Source organism: Aeromonas sp. INTO2, assembly GCF_049860605.1.
Lineage (GTDB): Bacteria > Pseudomonadota > Gammaproteobacteria > Enterobacterales > Aeromonadaceae > Aeromonas > Aeromonas caviae.
This window is the reverse complement of sequence record NZ_CP187588.1, coordinates 501,228-516,649: the sequence shown is the minus strand read 5'-3', so window position 1 is coordinate 516,649 and position 15,422 is coordinate 501,228. Positions and strand designations below refer to the sequence as shown.

Annotated in this window: 18 protein-coding genes and 1 other annotated feature; of the genes, 1 reads left to right on the top strand and 17 read right to left on the bottom strand. The window is 64.1% G+C overall.

Annotation, left to right across the window (positions count from 1 at the left end; translation table 11 throughout):
• Positions 1-141: 141 nt before the first annotated feature.
• The 17 genes from ACPW74_RS02545 to ACPW74_RS02465 all read right to left on the bottom strand — a co-directional run bounded on the left by ACPW74_RS02545 (position 142) and on the right by ACPW74_RS02465 (position 13,639).
• Positions 142-609, bottom strand: coding sequence for a Dps family protein (locus ACPW74_RS02545; protein WP_010673329.1), 468 nt, complete (start codon positions 607-609; stop codon positions 142-144).
• Positions 610-738: 129 nt separating this feature from the next.
• Positions 739-1,281: a DUF3833 domain-containing protein gene (locus ACPW74_RS02540; RefSeq protein WP_279981725.1), complete on the bottom strand. Its 543-nt coding sequence runs from the start codon at positions 1,279-1,281 to the stop codon at positions 739-741.
• Positions 1,282-1,292: 11 nt separating this feature from the next.
• The gene (locus ACPW74_RS02535; protein WP_029313899.1) at positions 1,293-1,835 is read right to left on the bottom strand and encodes a chalcone isomerase family protein; all 543 of its coding nucleotides are present in this window, start codon (positions 1,833-1,835) and stop codon (positions 1,293-1,295) included.
• Positions 1,792-2,010: a TIGR02450 family Trp-rich protein gene (locus ACPW74_RS02530; protein WP_010673326.1), complete on the bottom strand. Its 219-nt coding sequence runs from the start codon at positions 2,008-2,010 to the stop codon at positions 1,792-1,794. Before ACPW74_RS02530 ends, ACPW74_RS02535 begins: the two co-directional genes overlap by 44 nt.
• Positions 2,007-2,486, bottom strand: coding sequence for a DUF2878 domain-containing protein (locus ACPW74_RS02525; protein ID WP_167825333.1), 480 nt, complete (start codon positions 2,484-2,486; stop codon positions 2,007-2,009). The genes ACPW74_RS02530 and ACPW74_RS02525 overlap by 4 nt, the downstream gene beginning before the upstream one ends.
• A 2-nt stretch (positions 2,487-2,488) precedes the next feature.
• Positions 2,489-3,745 (bottom strand): SAM-dependent methyltransferase, encoded by a 1,257-nt coding sequence (locus tag ACPW74_RS02520; protein ID WP_039041352.1) that lies wholly within the window; start codon positions 3,743-3,745, stop codon positions 2,489-2,491.
• A 106-nt stretch (positions 3,746-3,851) separates the two neighbouring features.
• A complete protein-coding gene (locus tag ACPW74_RS02515; protein WP_039041353.1) occupies positions 3,852-4,631 on the bottom strand; it encodes a DUF1365 domain-containing protein in 780 nt (259 codons plus the stop codon).
• Positions 4,628-5,887, bottom strand: coding sequence for an NAD(P)/FAD-dependent oxidoreductase (locus ACPW74_RS02510; RefSeq protein ID WP_279981726.1), 1,260 nt, complete (start codon positions 5,885-5,887; stop codon positions 4,628-4,630). Before ACPW74_RS02510 ends, ACPW74_RS02515 begins: the two co-directional genes overlap by 4 nt.
• A complete protein-coding gene (locus tag ACPW74_RS02505; RefSeq protein WP_279981727.1) occupies positions 5,884-6,618 on the bottom strand; it encodes an SDR family NAD(P)-dependent oxidoreductase in 735 nt (244 codons plus the stop codon). Before ACPW74_RS02505 ends, ACPW74_RS02510 begins: the two co-directional genes overlap by 4 nt.
• Positions 6,615-7,043 carry a nuclear transport factor 2 family protein gene (locus ACPW74_RS02500; protein ID WP_010673320.1) on the bottom strand — a complete coding sequence of 143 codons (429 nt, stop codon included), beginning with the start codon at positions 7,041-7,043 and terminating at the stop codon, positions 6,615-6,617. Before ACPW74_RS02500 ends, ACPW74_RS02505 begins: the two co-directional genes overlap by 4 nt.
• A gap of 1 nt (position 7,044) precedes the next feature.
• Positions 7,045-8,469, bottom strand: a complete 1,425-nt coding sequence (gene phrB / locus ACPW74_RS02495) for a deoxyribodipyrimidine photo-lyase (RefSeq protein ID WP_201932745.1) — start codon at positions 8,467-8,469, stop codon at positions 7,045-7,047.
• Positions 8,466-9,353 (bottom strand): MerR family transcriptional regulator, encoded by an 888-nt coding sequence (locus ACPW74_RS02490; protein WP_425858538.1) that lies wholly within the window; start codon positions 9,351-9,353, stop codon positions 8,466-8,468. The genes phrB and ACPW74_RS02490 overlap by 4 nt, the downstream gene beginning before the upstream one ends.
• A gap of 139 nt (positions 9,354-9,492) precedes the next feature.
• The gene (locus tag ACPW74_RS02485) at positions 9,493-10,437 is read right to left on the bottom strand and encodes a YbgA family protein (protein ID WP_010673317.1); all 945 of its coding nucleotides are present in this window, start codon (positions 10,435-10,437) and stop codon (positions 9,493-9,495) included.
• 173 nt (positions 10,438-10,610) lie between these two features.
• Complete coding sequence (locus ACPW74_RS02480; protein WP_279981728.1) at positions 10,611-11,240, bottom strand: outer membrane beta-barrel protein; 630 nt, start codon at positions 11,238-11,240, stop codon at positions 10,611-10,613.
• 178 nt (positions 11,241-11,418) lie between these two features.
• A complete protein-coding gene (locus ACPW74_RS02475; RefSeq protein ID WP_049637018.1) occupies positions 11,419-11,973 on the bottom strand; it encodes a DUF3157 family protein in 555 nt (184 codons plus the stop codon).
• An 88-nt stretch (positions 11,974-12,061) separates the two neighbouring features.
• Complete coding sequence (locus ACPW74_RS02470; RefSeq protein WP_424930778.1) at positions 12,062-12,892, bottom strand: hypothetical protein; 831 nt, start codon at positions 12,890-12,892, stop codon at positions 12,062-12,064.
• Between the two features lie 147 nt (positions 12,893-13,039).
• Positions 13,040-13,639, bottom strand: coding sequence for an HAD family hydrolase (locus ACPW74_RS02465; protein ID WP_143238388.1), 600 nt, complete (start codon positions 13,637-13,639; stop codon positions 13,040-13,042).
• A gap of 191 nt (positions 13,640-13,830) precedes the next feature.
• Positions 13,831-13,964: a sequence feature (Phe leader region), on the top strand.
• A 38-nt stretch (positions 13,965-14,002) separates the two neighbouring features.
• Between ACPW74_RS02465 and pheA the strand changes: the two genes are divergently transcribed.
• Positions 14,003-15,175: a prephenate dehydratase gene (gene pheA / locus ACPW74_RS02460; protein WP_010673312.1), complete on the top strand. Its 1,173-nt coding sequence runs from the start codon at positions 14,003-14,005 to the stop codon at positions 15,173-15,175.
• The last annotated feature ends 247 nt before the right edge of the window (positions 15,176-15,422 follow it).

Genomic DNA, 15,422 nt, shown 5'->3' with positions numbered 1-15,422 from the left:
ATTTCATTGATGCAGATCAAATAGAAAAAAGCCGCCCAAATCGGGCGGCAAGCGGGTGGGAAATCAAGGAGAGACAACTCGGGTTTGCAACAACAGGGGCAATGATACGGGCCGGGGCATGGGCAGCCGGCCCCAGGTTTATCAGGCCAGATAGGCGCGCAGCATCCAGACCAGTTTCTCCTGCTGCTGCACATAGTCGGAGAGGATGGACGCAGTCCCTTCATCACCGGCATCGGCGGCCTGACCCAAGATGCGGCGCTGGGCAACCAGCAGTTCGCGGAAGCTCGCCAGCAGGGATTCCACGCAGGCACGACCGTCATGCAACCCCTTCTGCTCGGGGATGGCGGACACCTGGATGTAGTCGCTGAAGCTGTGCAGGGGCACCCCATCCAGGGTCAGAATGCGTTCGGCCAGGGCATCGACTTTCAGCAGCAGGTCGTTGTAGATCTCTTCGAATTTCAGGTGCAGCTCGAAGAACTGGTTGCCGCGGATGTTCCAGTGGAAGCCACGGACGTTCATGTAGAGGATCTGGTAGCTGGCCAGCAGCTTGTTGAGCTCGGCGGCCAGGGCTTGTGATTGAACGGTATCAAGACCAATGGGGCTCTTCATGATTCACCTCCAGGTGGTAAGCATTATCGGGAACGGAGTCAGCTTATCCAGAAGCAGACTCAAAGGACAATCGTCTGTGCCTTGCCGATCCATAGCCAATAGCTATTGTCGGCAAAAATGCACCGGCTTTCATTGCTCAAGCCGTTCGATATAGAGGATCACCTCGCCGAGGTGAATGCCGAACTTGCTGATCTTCGCGCGGTTGATCAGGCGATCGTCGTCCAGCAGATACATCCAGTCATCAAAGCTCACCCTCACCACGCTCTCATCCGGCAGTGCCAGATCGAGTTGATAACGCCAATTGAGGGCAAAGCCCTCTGTCTTGCCTACCGCCTCCCCCACCACGTCTGAAGCCGTGCCGCGCCAGTAGCCATCCGCCCCCTTGCTCAAAAACCAGGTGCGGGTCTGCCGACGGCCATCATCGAAGTAAAACTGCTCGAACAGCTCCCCCTTGCCCTCTCGCCAGTGCCCCTGCATCTCGACCCGAAAGCGACTGGTCACTTCGCCGCTGCGGTCCGTCACCAGGCCGTGGGCCACCAGCTTGCCATTGAAGAAACGGGCGAGATCCCAGCCCGGCCGGGAGCCGCGATAATCGTCAAGACCCGCGCCGCAACCAGAGAGCCACAGCAGGGGCAGCAACCAGGCAAGACGCCACCAGGAAGAGAACTTCATGGAATACTCCATCAGGATTGGCCGCGCAGGCGGCGTGTCAGGGCGGGATCCCGGCTGTCGTCAGTCAGCCAGATAGCAAGAAACGCGGGGGCGAAGGCGGGATCATCAAGAGAGCCAAGGAGGCGATCTCGCAACCAGAAGTGGCCCGTGCCTTGCTCGTCCACATAAAAAACCAGCTTGTCGCCGGGGGCGACATCCGGCCAGAGCGTGGCCAGTCGAGCCAGCCAGCGTTGGCGCTCACTCTCGCTACCAAGGCCGAGCCGCTGCCACTCGGCGGCGGTCGCCTCCAGCAGATCCTGGCGCTCGATGGCCCTCGCGTAGGTAATGCTGAGGGCCTGCGGGTAGCGCCCCGGCTGATAGCGACCGCTCTCGCTGTAGAGGGTGGCGTCATAGAGCTTGAACCAGAGCCAGCGCATCTCCCCCTGTCCCACGGTACGCAGCCCCTGCCAGGGGGCGGCAACGCTCTGGGCGGTCGCAAACAGTGGCAGGCTCAAGGCCGCCAGCAGCAGACTAGTTCCACCCCATGTGCCAACGGGCGGGATCCTCCAGTTCATGCCAGTCCATCTCCTGTTCCTGCAGGGTGTTGATATCCTGCATCACCACGCTCGCCAGATGCCCCTGGGCATCGCGCTGGCAGGCCACCACCAGATAGAAACGCTCGGCCAGCTCGCACTGGCCATCCCTGGTCCACTTGGAAAACAACAAGGTGTCGGTCGAAAAGGTGTTCATCTCGTCTCACCCTCCAGCTTGACCGTTACCCACAGGAGTACGGGTAACCACCACATCCAGATCACCGCCAGCAGCACTGCGCTTGTCCAGATGCCCCAGGGTAAGTTTACTGCCCCCATGGCGGCCCCCGCCATATAGGAGGAGGCCCCCCCCACCATGCCGAACAGCCCCTGTTGCCAGCGCGGCAAGGGGCGAAGCCAGGGAAGGCCGTGGGAGAGGGTCAGGGCGAAACCGCACCAGAGCAGCAACAGCCAGAGCGGAAAACCGAACGGAAAGTGAAACAGGCCGAGGCGCCAGAGCAGGATGTCGAGCAGGCAGCCTGCCAGGGCGACCGGGATGAGGCGCCAGTCATGCCCACGGCGTGGGGAGAAGATGAAATGGAGCAGCAGCATCCCGAGCAGCGGGCCCGGTTGCTGCCATGTCACCGCCAGCAACCAGTAGAGGTTGAATCCCAGCAGGTGGGCCCACTGCCACATGATCAGCGACCGTGTGCCGGCAAGTCCCCGGACCAGCCATGGGGCCCCGGCTTGGCGGCCTCCAGTTGCACCAGGCTGATGGCCCGCTCCCAGAATCCCCCTTCACAGTAGGCGAAATAGAAGTGCCAGAGCCGGATGAAATCCTGGCTGTAACCGAGCTTGGGCAGCTCCGGGGCCAGCGCCAGGAAGCGTTCGCACCAGTGGGCCAGGGTACGGGCATAGTGGTGGCCGTGATCGTGCAGCCGTACCAGCTGCATGTCGGTCTCCCGCGCCAGCAGACCCGCCATCTGGGAGACGCAGGGCAGGCAGCCTCCCGGGAAGATGTAGCGCTGGATGAAGTCCACCCCGCGCAGATACTGGGCGTGGCGCTGATCGGCGATGGTGATGGCCTGGATCAGCAGGCGTCCGCCGGGCTTGAGCAGGCGCGACAACTGGCGGAAATAGTCGGGCAGGAAGGCGTGCCCCACCGCCTCGATCATCTCGATGGAGACCAGCTTGTCATAGCGTCCCTCCAGCTTGCGGTAATCCTCCAGCAGCAAGGTGATGCGATCCCCCAGCCCCTCCCGCTCGATCCACGCCTTGGCATAGTCGTGCTGGGCCCGGGAGATGGTAGTGGTGGTGACCCGGCAGCCGTAGTGACGGGCCGCATAGACGGCGAGACCGCCCCAGCCGGTGCCTATCTCCAGCAGGTGGTCGTCCGGCCCAAGCTCAAGCCGCTCGCAGATGGTGCGCAGCTTGGCCTGCTGCCCCTCCTCCAGGGTGGCGTCCGGGTGGGGATAGATGGCGCTCGAATACTGCATGTGATCGTCGAGAAAGCCCTGATAGAGGGTGTTGCCAAGGTCATAGTGGGCGGCGATGTTGGCGCGCGAACCGGTCAGGGTATTGCGATTGAACCAGTGGCGCACCTTGTTGAACGGGAAGCTGAGCCAGCCGAGGCGCCGTTCCAGGGCGTCGAGCAACGGCAGATTGCGGGCCAGCAGGCGCACCAGTGCCACCGGCTCCGGGCTGGTCCAGAGACCCTCCACCCAGGTCTCTCCTGCGGCGATGCTGCCCCCCAGCAGCAGGCGGCGATAAAACGCCGGATCCTGCACCACCAGCTCGGCATGCAGGTCGCTGCCCGCCTTGCCGAAACGGTGGCACTCGCTGCCGTCGTGGAGTACCAGCTGGCCCTGCTCAAGGCGCGCCAGCAATTTGAGCAGCAGTTGCTTGGCCCCCTTGTCGATGAAAGAGGCAGAGAGGGTTGATTGAGCAAGTTCCATTAGCGGCTCTCCGAATGGGTCAAGAGTGAGGTCGTTCGGTTGGGATGAACCCGCACCATGGGCTGCTGACAACACCAGGAAGCGGAATTAAACGGGTGTGTCAGCGTCACGGGCGGCTCTCCGGATGGGTGAAGACGGGGGTGCGTTTGATAAAAAGGCGCAGGGCCTGCCAGTAGATCCCGAGCAGCACCTTCAGGGTCATCCAGGGCCAGCGAACCAGCAGCGCCGCCAGCCCCTTGCGCGACAGCGGCGCGCGGCGCAGGGCCAGGGTGGCGTCAAACAGCTTGCTCTCACCGGATACGGGGTGGCTCTCGATATGGATCAGCGCCTCCTCTTTCGGCGCCCGGATGCGCCAGTGGTAGCGCATCCCCAGTCCCATGAAGGGGGAGACATGAAAATCCTTGTCATGGGGGGAGAGCGCCGCCAGATCCAGCAGGTAGTAGTGGCGCTCGTTCCAGGGGGTATTGGAGACCTCCGCCAGCAGGTAGCGGGTCTCCCCCGCCCGATCGCAGAAGTAGAAATTGACCGGGCTGAAATAAAACCCGAGGCAGCGCACGTTGCCAAGGAGCAGCACCCGCCCGCCGGGCTCCGCATCCCCCCCAAGGGCCGCCACCTTGTCCCAGACCGCCTGCTTGAGGGGCCCTTCGCTGCCCCGCAGATAGTCCTCGCGGCGAAACGAGAGCAGTCCGGCCCGCTCCACGGCAAACCAGCGCCCCTGCTCAAGCCCGGGCAGTTCGTCCAGATCCAGCCCCAGCATGAAGAGGCTGTATGAAAAAGCGTGGGCCCTGGGGGCGAAGCGGCGATGGCGCACCGAGCCTTGCCAGATGGCGCTGATCCCCTCCCCCATTCCCTCGTCCCCCTGCGTCAAGGCCGCGGCGCCGCTCATAGCTCGGCCCCGAAGCGTCTGGCCACGTCCAGGGCGCTGCGCACCCCGTCCTCGTGAAAACCGTTGTACCAGTAAGCCCCGCAGAAGTGGGTATGCTGATGGCCACAGATCTCGCCACGTCGCTGCTGGGCGGCGATGGAGCCCTGATTGAATACCGGATGATGATAGACGAAACGGCGCAACACCTTGCTCTCGTCCACCCGTCCACGGGGATTGAGGCTGACGCAGAAGGGCGCTGGGGAGCTCACCCCCTGCAGGATGTTCATGTTGTAGCTCACCAGGGGGCGCGCCCCGTCATCCTCACCGAGCTGGTAGTTCCAGCTCGCCCACGCCTTGCGGCGCATCGGCAGGCAGGAAGCGTCGGTGTGCAGCCAGACGTCGTTGGCCTGATAGGGCATGTTCCCGAGGATGGCCCTCTCTCCCTCGCTCGCATCCGCCAGCAGGGCCAGGGCCTGATCGCTGTGGCAGGCGAAGATCACCTCGTCAAAATGGGCCTCCTGCCCCTGGCTGGTGACCACGACGCCATCCGCCACCCGGCGCACCGCCTCCACCGGGGTAGCGAGGCGGATGTGCGACTGCCAGCCCGCCGTGAGCGGCCCTATGTACTCTCGCGAGCCACCCGGGATCACATACCACTGGGGCCGGTTCGCCACCTCCAGCAGCCCGTGGTTGGCGAAAAACCGCAGGAAGAAGCTCAAGGGGAAGGCACGCATGTCCGCCAGGGTGGAGGACCAGATGGCCGCTCCCATGGGCAGGATGTAGTGGCGGGCGAAATAGTCGCTGAATTTCCCCGCCTGCAGGAAGTCCCCCAGGGTCAGCTCGGGGGTCAGCTCCCGCTGGCGATGCGCGTCCAGCCAGGCCCGCGCCTCCCGGTTGAAGCGCAGTATCTCGGCGACGAAGCGATAGAAGCGCGGGCTCAGCAGATTGCGGCGCCGGGCGAACAGGGTATCGAGGTTGTGACCGTTGTACTCCATCCCCTCGGGACTCTTGACCGAGAAGCTCATCTCGGCGGGTTGGCGCCCCACCCCGATGCGCTCCAGCAATTTGAGGAAGTTGGGATAGGTGCGGTCATTGAAGACGATGAAGCCGGTGTCGATGGCATAGTGGCACCCAGCCTGTTCCACCTCCACGGTGGCGGTGTGGCCTCCCAGGGTCGGCGCCGCCTCGAACAGGGTGATGTCATGCAGCTTGTGGAGCAGAAAACCGGCGGTGAGACCGGAGATACCGGAGCCGACGATGGCGATCTTTTTCTTCATGAAGGGCGTCCTTTCGAAACGAGTGTGCGGCCAAGGCGCAGCCAGAGCCCCGTCGGCAGGGCGCCGAGCAGGCGCAGCAGCCAGATGAAGCGACGGGGAAAATGGATCTGGTGGCGACCGGCGGCAAGCCCCGTCATGATGGCGCGGGAAGCCTCTTCCACCGTCACCAGGCAGGGCATGGGAAAATCATTCTTGTCGGTGAGCGGCGTCTGCACGAAGCCCGGGCGGATCAGGGTCACCCCGATGCCCTTGCTGGCCAGATCCAGGCGCAGCGTATTCGCCAGATAATCGAGGGCCGCCTTGGAGGCGCCATAGGCCTCCGCCCGTGGCAGGGGCAGCCAGCTCACCGAGGAGCTGACGATGGCAAGCCGTCCACCCGCCCCCAGCCGCGGCAGCAAGGCGGCCAGGGCGTTGCCGGTGGCGATGAGGTTGGTCTCGATGACCCGGGCAAACAAGGCGCCGTCAAAGCCTTCTGCCGGATCCATGTATTCACAGTTGCCCGCATTGAGGATGAGCAGGTCGAGGACGGGCAGGCTCGCGGCCACCCCGGCCATGGCGGCGCTGTCGCGCGCATCGAATCGCAAAGGAATGATCCCCAGGTCGGCCAGTGCCTGCAAGCGCACCTCGTCCCGGCCACAACCCCACACCTGCCAGCCGGCGCGCCGATAATCCAGCGCCAGCTGGCGGCCGATGCCCGAGGTGGCCCCGGTGATCAGCACCCGACCGCTCATGTCCCCAGCCTCCCCTTGATGGCACGTACCACGGGCCCCAGCAGCGGCAACTGCTCGTAGAGCATGGCCCCGAGATCGAAGTAGTCCCGGTGCAGGCACACCTTGCCCCAGGAGTCGAACGTCAGCCGGGTGGCACCCTCGACCCTGACAGCCCGGCCACCGGCAATCCTGGGGTGGGAGAAGGTCATGACCCAGGCGAGCCAGGCTTCGTTGCCCGACTGCTGCTGACTCGTTATCTCGAAACTGCACTGGGCAAGGCGCTCATAAAGGGAGGAAAAGTAGCGGGTGAGCGCGGCCAGCCCCTCTATCCGGTGCGCAGGATCGATGAAGAGCACCTCATCGGCATAGACCTCCGGCAAGCGGTGCAACTGATGCTTGTCCAATTGCAGGTAGAGGATGACAAAGCGGGCCAGCGCGTCATTCATGCTAGTTTTTCTCCAGTTCGCGGAACATCTCGATGGCCCTCACCCGTGCAACGGCATGATCCACCATGGGGGCCGGATAATCCTGCCGCCCCTTGAGCCGCAACCAGTCGTGGGGCTCGTGGAGATAGGCAGCAGGCACATCCGCCAGCTCAGTGACCCAGGTACGAATGAACTCCCCTTGTGGATCAAATCGTTGCCCCTGGGTGGTGGGGTTGAAGACCCGGAAATAGGGCGCCGCATCGGCCCCGGTCCCCGCCGCCCACTGCCAGCCGCCATTGTTGGCCGCCAGATCCCCGTCGATGAGCCGACTCATGAAGTAGTCCTCCCCGAGCCGCCAGTGGATGTGGAGATCCTTGGTGAGGAAGCTCGCCACTATCATCCGCAGCCGGTTGTGCATCCAGCCAGTGGCGTTGAGGCAGCGCATGGCCGCATCGACCACGGGGTAGCCGGTGCGCCCTTCGCACCAGGCGGCGAAGGCATCCGGATCCCAGCTCCACGGCAGGGCCGCCGTCTCCGGCTTGAAGGGGCGGTTCATGGAGAGGCTCGGGATCAGCACCAGCAAGTGGCGGTAGAACTCGCGCCAGATGAGCTCGTTGAGCCAGACGAAACCGGGTTGGGCCTTCGACTGGGGCCGGTAGCCGAGACGCTGCTGCAGCGCCCCCACGCACTGGCGGGCACTGATGATGCCCGCCGCCAGATAGGGGGAGAGCACGGAGGTGCCCGCCAGCGCCGGAAAGTCCCGGGTCTCGCCGTAATCGAGCACAGCCTGATCCAGAAAAGCGTGCAACCGGCGGCTCGCCTCGGCCTCCCCCACCGGCCAGCGGGTGTCCGGCGTCAGATCCCCCAGCCCGTCGTCCACCCACTCCCGCTCGGCCAATGGCAGCCACGGCAACGGCTCGCCGCGTGGTGCGGGGGCACGGTGAATGACGAAGCCATCCTCCTCGAGAGCCTTGAGCCAGGCGCGGCTGAAGGGGGTGAAGACCTTGAACATCTCCCCCGACCCGGTCAGCACCCGACCGGGCGGCAGCACGCAGCAGCCGTTGAACCAGTGGCTGGTCATGCCCTGCTCCCCCAGCGCGGCGCTGACGGCGTGGTCGCGGCGCAGCTCGTCAATCTCGGTGGCCTGGTTGGCGTAGAGCTGGCTCACCCCGAGCTCCCGGCAGAGCGCCGTCAGCGCCGTCGGCACCTCGGCAAAGGTCTCGACCCGCAGCAGATGAAGCGGAATGCCGAGGGCCGCCAGCTCGCGGCCCATGGCATCCGCCTGTGCCAGCATGAAGCGCTGGCGGACCGGGGCCAGCTTGTGCGCCTGCCACTGGGTCGGCGAGACGATGAAGAGTGCGGCGACCGGTTCATCTCCGGCGCAGGCGTGGCGCAGGGCCGGGTTGTCGGCCAGACGCAGATCGTTGCGAAACCAGACCAGCCTCATGACGGTGTTCTCCCGCCCTTGCCCTTCGCCTTGGCAGTGCGGGTCGTCGCACTGACCTCTGCCAGGGTGGCGTGCCAGTTGCGGGCACGCCGCCACGGCTCATCGTAGAGGCGTCCCAGCTCGCCAAAGAAGCGGGTGCCCGCTGGCCATTCGGCGGCCTGGTCCTGCTTGCCGAGCCCGGCCCCCAGCAGGATCAGCCAGGGGGGAGTGGCGCGCCCCTCCAGCAGGGTGGCATGGCGGGGCTCCACCGCCCCCAGCAGTTGCACCTCATAACCCTGACCGATGAGCTCATACGCAGCCCAGACCAGATCCAGCGGCCCCACCTGCCCCCAGCTTGCCAGGGTGACGGGGATGCCCTTCTCCTGCTCGATGAGGTGGCGGGCGAAGCGGGTATGCAGCCAGCCGAGCCACACCTGTTGCAGCAGCTCGCCACCGGGACGCTCGCGCCACAGCCCCAGCAGCCGCTCCACCAGGGGCTGCAGTACCCGGCTGCGCACCAGCTCGAAGGGGTAGCTCGCCAGCAGATCGCCAAGCTCGGCCTCCGCCTTGCGCTGGTTGAAGGCGAGCAGCGCCTGGCTGAACTGCTCCAGGGTCTGCTGCCAGTGATCGCTCACCGGCGCACTCTGGGGCTCGCTCAGCAGCCCCTTCACCTGACCTATGCTCACCCCCCGCTCCAGCCAGCTCAGGATCTCGCCTATCTGGCGGATATCCTGCTCGCTGTAGAGGCGATGGCCCTTCTCGGTTCGGGCCGGTTGCACCAGCCCGTAGCGGCGCTGCCAGGCGCGCAGGGTGACGGCGTTGACGCCGGTGAGGCGGGAGACCTCGCGAATGGGGTAGACGCCCTCGTCGGGGAGAGGTGCGGCTGCTTGTGATTCATCAGACATGAGAGAGTCCATCAGACGTTGGGAAGAGGCCCCGGTCATCCACCAGGGCCTGCACAGAGGGTTCAGAGCCCGTAGCGCAGCTTGAGCGTGTCGGGATGAAGGTCGAGGTAGGCCTGATCGGCCAAATCCAGCCACACCTTCACAGCCCGTAACGCAATTTCAGCGTGTCGGGATGGGGATTGAGGTACACCTGCTCGGCGAGATAGGGGTTCGGGTACTCGCGCAGGTAGTGGCGGATCAGGGTAAGGGGCACCAGCAACGGGAAGACCCCGGTGCGGTACTTGTCGATGGTGTCGCACAGCTCCTGCTTCTGGGCCGGGGTCAGCACCCGCTTGAAGTAGCCCTGCAGGTGCATCAGCACATTGGTGTGGCTGCGGCGGTTGGCCCGCAGGGTCAGCGCCGCCATCAACCCCTGGATGTAGCTGTCGGCCACCTCCTGCAGGTTGGCCTTGCCAAGGTTGGCGAGCAGGCGCCCCAGCGCCCGGTAGTGGGTGGTGGCGTGGGAGAGCACCAGGTACTTGTAGCGTGAATGGAAGCGGATCAGGGCTGAGGCGGTGATCCCCCGGGCGCAGAGCTGCTGCCAGTCGTGGTAGGCGAAGACCCGCAGCACGAAGTTCTCCCGCAGGATGGGGTCGCACAGGCGGCCATCTTCCTCCACCGGCAGCAGGGGGTTGGCCTCCATCAGCGCCTTGGCGAAGAGGCCGACCCCCTCCTTGGCGCTCCCCTCGTTGTTGGCGCCATAGATACGCACCCGCTCCATGCCGCAGCTGGGGGACTTGGCGCAGAGGATGTAGCCGGAGAGGAAGTCGAGCTGTCGTGCCTTCTGCTCGCTGAAGGCAATCAGCTTGTCGGTGACGTCGAAGCTGCCGTTGCTTGCCTCGGCCCGCACCTCGCCCTGGCGCTTCACCAGCCGGATGGCGGCGCGGGGTGCGCCCAGGCCAATGGCCATCTCGGGGCAGACGGGGTGATAGTCGAAATGGGCGCCCAGATCCCGTTCGCAGAAACTGGATCGTTTGTGGCCCCCGTCGAAGCGCACTTCCTGGCCGAGCAGACAGGCACTGATACCGACCTTGATCTTGTACATGATGAAGCCCCTTGTATAAGCCTTGAGTAAGTTATAGCAGTTATACAAAAAATTGGAAGCTGTATAACTATTGCGAACTGATACGGCCAGGGGGCGGCGGGCGGATCAGCCCCCATAAAAAAAACCCATGACCGAAGTCATGGGTAAAGGTGAAGACCCTGCAGGAAGGATGATCAGAAGCTGTATTTCACACCCAGGCTGGAGATGGAGCCTTTTTGCAGATCCCAGTTGCGATAGGTGTAGTCGGCGGTGAGGGCCAGGTTCTGGGTCAGCTTGTAGGCCGCCCCCGCCTTGAAGTCGTGCATGTCGTCGGTCATGTTGGCGTAGCGATAGCCGGTGGAGAGCTCGACGGCGCCGATGTCGTAGCGCAGGCCCACTTCTCCGTAGAGGCTGCCGCTCTTCTTGCGGGCCAGGGTATCCCAACCGGAGTGGTTCACGTCGGAGGCCAGCTCCCGTTCCAGGCTGTAGCCCATCAGGCCGGTTTCACCGTAGAGGTTCAGGCCGGTGCTGAGGGTGGTGTAGACACCCATCCCCAGGCTGGAGATGGCCATGCTGTCGTTGCCGCTGCTGCGGGAGGTGTATTCGCTGCCGATCCGGCCATAGACATTGCTGGTGAAGCTCTTGGAGAGATCCAGGCTCAGGCCGCCGAAGTCGCGGTTCTCCCCATCCTTGCCACCGATGTAGTCAGACTTGGTGTGGGCCCAGGTGGCAGATCCCTTGGCATAGCTGAAGGCATCTTGCGCCAGGACGGAGGTGGAAGAGAGACCGGCCAGAACCAGAACAGACAGTGCGATCTTTTGCATTTTGTTGACTCCATGGGTTGAGTTAGGCGCACCTAACTGGAATGGAGCCATTGTGACGGGCAAAGGGGGCAACGCCGAGGAGCAAGCTGTTGCCAAACCATGTCAGATGTAAGCGGATATTGCTGGTGGTTACCGGTGCAACACTCTGCGGGGGAGCGAGGGCTCCCCCGCCGTCATCCTAGCGGAACTCCACCTCGTCGATCTGCACCCGCACCAGCGGCTTGCCGGTGAGGCCAGCGGGTCGTGCCAGCTCGATGGCCCGGGAAGCGCGAGCCTCCCCCTTGCGCAGGTAGGAGTCAGGCAGGCGGTTCTCCCCGACCCAGAAGCGCACGGGCTCGCTCGAGAGCTGCACCCCGTCGGCGCTGAACAGGGTCAGGCTGCCGTTGACGCGCACCACGTTGCGACTGCCGGTGTTGCTCACCACGAACTGCAGGCTGAGGGGATCGTCCCCCGCCACCTGGTCCAGCTTCACCGTGATGCCGTCCCGGGTCGCCTGGGAGAGCAAGTCGGGATGGGCCATGGCCTGCTCGGTCAGCACCGGGGCCACGACACTCGCCGTCACTGCCTGACCGGCTACCGTGGCTGCCGGCTTGACCAGCAGGTATTCCCAGGTGAAATCGTCATTGAGTTGCACCTGGCGACCATCCGGCAAGGTGATCTGGTGCAGGGGAGCCGCCTCGGCCAGCAGAGGGCACAGACAGAGGGCGACCAGCAGTCGGGAGAGGGGTTTCATGGGCAGGCACTCGATAAAGGATGCGAAGGGGGCAGTATAAAGAGTCGCGCCCTCCTTGCCTATGACCCCCCTCACGTTACGCCCCGGCTCAGATGACCAGGGGGTGGGGATCCTCCAGCGTGGCCAGATCCAGGGTCACCAGATCGAACTGGGCACTCCTGAGGGCCTTCTGGATGGTGGGCTGCATGTCGAACACCAGGGCCCGCAGCCGTTCGGGCACCCGGATCCTCGCAAGGGTGGTGACCCTGTCACCCAGGGTATGGAAGAAGACCTGGGCTCCCCCCAGCCCCATGTCCACCAGCATCTGCTCGGCCATGTCGACCATCCGCAGGTGCCGCCTGTCCAGGGAGGCCATATCGACAAACCGCCGGCTCAGGCAGGCCTCCCCCACGTCTCCCCAGAGCGCCAGTTGCCGCTGGTGAAAGCCGTAGCGAAAATCCCGGTTGGTCATCCCCTGCTCGGCAAAGATCCAGAGGGTGTTGGCGGGCAGGCTGTGGAATCGGCGCAGGTATTCCCGTTTCTCCTCCACCGAGGCCGACATCAGCAGCGGCGGGCCCTCTTCATGTTCGAGCTGCTGGCAGAGGTAGCGCACCGGGTCGGTCACCTCGGCGAGGTGGCCCAGATGGGCGCTGAAGATCATCTCGTCGGTCTTGAGCACCTGATGGGGGATGCCGTAGTGCCGGCAGTAGCGCTCTGCCCTGGCCACCGACTGGCGGCTGAGGGTGGGGTTGTCCAGGGTGATGGCGCGAAATCGCACCCCGCTGGCCCGGCACAGATCCATGCTGTAGCAAGATTCCAGTCGGCCGGAGAAGGAGACAAGCAGTTCGCTGTAACCGGCCAGGGTGTTGATGAGCCTCTGTTCCCTGGCTTGAAAGGTCTGATCGTATCCCCGATGCAGCGCAACGACATTGGCATCCATAACAACAACTCCGGATGATGAACTGGATACCATTTTGCCCACACCAAGCTGAATATACACTTAAAGAGCATGGATAAAGCTGTACGTTATTTGCCCTCAATCAAGGTTTTGCCCACTTTTTTCGCTGCGAAGCGAAACTGGCTCTCCTCAGGCAGGCAGCAGCCCCTGAGCGATCAGATGCGCCCGGCACCGGGCCGGATCGGTGAAGATCAGCCCCCGCAGACCGAGCGCCTCGGCCGCCGCCACGTTGGCCGGGCTGTCGTCGATAAAGAGGCACTCCCCAGCCTTGAGGTCGAACGACACTAGCAGATAGCGGTAGATGTCGGGCTCAGGTTTGAGCATCCGCACCCGGGCCGACACCACCTTGCCGCTGAAGAAGCGCCAGAAGGACTGATGCTGCTCCAGCCAGTCGATGCTGGCGTGCCCCATGTTGGAGAGGGCATAGAGGGTGTGGCCTGCACCGTGCAATTCTTCGATGAGCGCCACCATGGCAGGATCCGGCACAAGGGAGGACGGCACCGCCTGCAAGATGGCCAGATTCTCCGCCATCGACAGGCCGGTGCGCCCCTGCGCCTGACGGGCCATGGTGTGCAGGGAGAGGGTCCCCCTGTCCACCTCCAGCCAGTCCGGGTGGTTGAACAGCTGCTCCGCGATCCCAGTCGCCCCCTCGGGTCCGCGCACCCCACTCACTATGGCCACCGGATCCCAGCGCACCACCACCCTGCCCAGATCGAAGATCACCGCCATCGTCTCGTCCCCTCTATGTGTTGTTGCCACGGATGTGGTCACGGCGGTTGCCACAAACAGGGACCAGAACGACGCTCACTCCCCCTCGGCAACCCGAGCCACCACCCTGCCCCGTTCAACGCCCCCGGGCAAGTTTTACTTGCATCGCACCGCCAAATCCCTTAATGGTTATGGCGTTACATTCAGGACACGCCCATGAACACACCATTCTTCTTTGTTTTCTCGTTTACCCGGCCCACATGAGGGAAGGCCCGTCGTCACGTGAACCATTCGCGTAAACAGAAACCAAAGACGAATCGAGCCTCCCCAGCGGAGGCTTTTTTTTGCACCACACACCACAGAATCACTGGATAGGGAACCACCATGGCAACGCTCGACGAGATCAGACACGACATCACCCAGTTGGATCAGGAGCTGCTCGCCCTGCTGGCCAAACGCAAGACCCTCAGCATCGAGGTCGCCCGCGCCAAGCAGGCCAATCCCCGTCCCATCCGTGACCACCAGCGCGAGCAGGACTTGCTGGTCGCCCTGATCCAGAAAGGGCGCGCCCTCGGACTGGATGCCCAGTACATCACCCGCATCTACCACACCATCATCGAAGACTCCGTGCTCTCCCAGCAGGCCTACCTGCAGAGCCTGCTCAACCCCCAGCAGCAGGAGCCCATGACCAGCGTTGCCTACCTGGGACCGCGCGGCTCCTACTCGAGCCTGGCCGCCCGCAAGTACCTGGCCCGCTACAAGGATCAGGTGATCGAGGTGAACTGCCAGAACTTCCGCGAGGTGCTGGACACCGTGGAGTCGGGCCGCGCCGCCTTCGGGGTGCTGCCCATCGAGAACACCAGCTCGGGCTCCATCAACGAGGTGTATGACGTGATGCAGCACACCACCCTCTCCATCGTGGGTGAGCTCACCTATCCCATCGAGCACTGCATCCTCACCGCCGTGCCCACTGAGATCGAACGCATCAAGACCTTCTACGCCCATCCCCAGGTGTTCCAGCAGTGCTCCCATTACCTCAGCAAGCTGGAAGGGGCGCGCCACGAGATCTGCGACTCCTCCTCCAGCGCCATGATGAAGGTCAAGGAGCTGGCAAGCCCGGAAGCGGCGGCCATCGGCAGCGCCGCCGGCGGCGAGCTCTATGGCCTGGACGTGCTGGCCGAGCAGCTCGCCAACCAGAAGGAGAACTACAGCCGCTTCATCGTGGTGGCGCGCAAGCCCATCGACGTTGCGCCCCAGATCCCGGCCAAGACCACCCTCATCATGTCCACCTCCCAGAAGCCGGGCTCCCTGGTGGAGGCGCTGCTGGTGCTGCGCAGCCACGAGATCAACATGACCAAGCTGGAATCCCGTCCGGTGCAGGGCAACCCCTGGGAGGAGATGTTCTACCTGGATGTCTCCGCCAACCTGCAGACCCCGGCCATGCAGGCCGCCCTGCTGGAGCTGACCAAGATCACCCGCTACATCAAGGTGCTGGGCTGCTACCCGAGCGAAGACGTCAAGCCGACCGCCGTGCCGCCCGTCTTGATGGGCAGCTGATGGGGAGCGGATCCCGCCCCTGCCGCACAAAGGCGAGCCCCGGCTCGCCTTTGTGCTCTGTGCTCCCTCCCCGTGAGACGCGGCCCAGTCCCGCCCTTCCCTTCCGGCGTTAAACCGCCCTCCACCCCCTTCCTCGTGGACCCGGGATCCTGGCGCGGCTGTCTTTCCACTCACCATCAGGCCATCTTCCTCCCGTTGCGGCCCCCTTTTGCCGCCTGCCGGGCCTCTCTATCGTTTGGCTTTATTT

Excerpts from the sequence above, each read along its gene's own strand:
- ACPW74_RS02545 (WP_010673329.1), bottom strand. The coding sequence starts at position 609 with ATGAAGAGCCCCATTGGTCTTGATACCGTTCAATCACAAGCCCTGGCC.
- ACPW74_RS02470 (WP_424930778.1), bottom strand. The coding sequence starts at position 12,892 with ATGGATGCCAATGTCGTTGCGCTGCATCGGGGATACGATCAGACCTTT.
- ACPW74_RS02475 (WP_049637018.1), bottom strand. The coding sequence starts at position 11,973 with ATGAAACCCCTCTCCCGACTGCTGGTCGCCCTCTGTCTGTGCCCTCTG.
- ACPW74_RS02525 (WP_167825333.1), bottom strand. The coding sequence starts at position 2,486 with ATGTGGCAGTGGGCCCACCTGCTGGGATTCAACCTCTACTGGTTGCTG.
- ACPW74_RS02485 (WP_010673317.1), bottom strand. The coding sequence starts at position 10,437 with ATGTACAAGATCAAGGTCGGTATCAGTGCCTGTCTGCTCGGCCAGGAA.
- ACPW74_RS02480 (WP_279981728.1), bottom strand. The coding sequence starts at position 11,240 with ATGCAAAAGATCGCACTGTCTGTTCTGGTTCTGGCCGGTCTCTCTTCC.
- ACPW74_RS02515 (WP_039041353.1), bottom strand. The coding sequence starts at position 4,631 with ATGAGCGGCGCCGCGGCCTTGACGCAGGGGGACGAGGGAATGGGGGAG.
- ACPW74_RS02500 (WP_010673320.1), bottom strand. The coding sequence starts at position 7,043 with ATGAATGACGCGCTGGCCCGCTTTGTCATCCTCTACCTGCAATTGGAC.
- ACPW74_RS02465 (WP_143238388.1), bottom strand. The coding sequence starts at position 13,639 with ATGGCGGTGATCTTCGATCTGGGCAGGGTGGTGGTGCGCTGGGATCCG.
- ACPW74_RS02520 (WP_039041352.1), bottom strand. The coding sequence starts at position 3,745 with ATGGAACTTGCTCAATCAACCCTCTCTGCCTCTTTCATCGACAAGGGG.
- ACPW74_RS02510 (WP_279981726.1), bottom strand. The coding sequence starts at position 5,887 with ATGAAGAAAAAGATCGCCATCGTCGGCTCCGGTATCTCCGGTCTCACC.
- pheA (WP_010673312.1), top strand. The coding sequence starts at position 14,003 with ATGGCAACGCTCGACGAGATCAGACACGACATCACCCAGTTGGATCAG.
- ACPW74_RS02505 (WP_279981727.1), bottom strand. The coding sequence starts at position 6,618 with ATGAGCGGTCGGGTGCTGATCACCGGGGCCACCTCGGGCATCGGCCGC.
- ACPW74_RS02535 (WP_029313899.1), bottom strand. The coding sequence starts at position 1,835 with ATGAACTGGAGGATCCCGCCCGTTGGCACATGGGGTGGAACTAGTCTG.
- ACPW74_RS02530 (WP_010673326.1), bottom strand. The coding sequence starts at position 2,010 with ATGAACACCTTTTCGACCGACACCTTGTTGTTTTCCAAGTGGACCAGG.
- phrB (WP_201932745.1), bottom strand. The coding sequence starts at position 8,469 with ATGAGGCTGGTCTGGTTTCGCAACGATCTGCGTCTGGCCGACAACCCG.
- ACPW74_RS02540 (WP_279981725.1), bottom strand. The coding sequence starts at position 1,281 with ATGAAGTTCTCTTCCTGGTGGCGTCTTGCCTGGTTGCTGCCCCTGCTG.
- ACPW74_RS02490 (WP_425858538.1), bottom strand. The coding sequence starts at position 9,353 with ATGTCTGATGAATCACAAGCAGCCGCACCTCTCCCCGACGAGGGCGTC.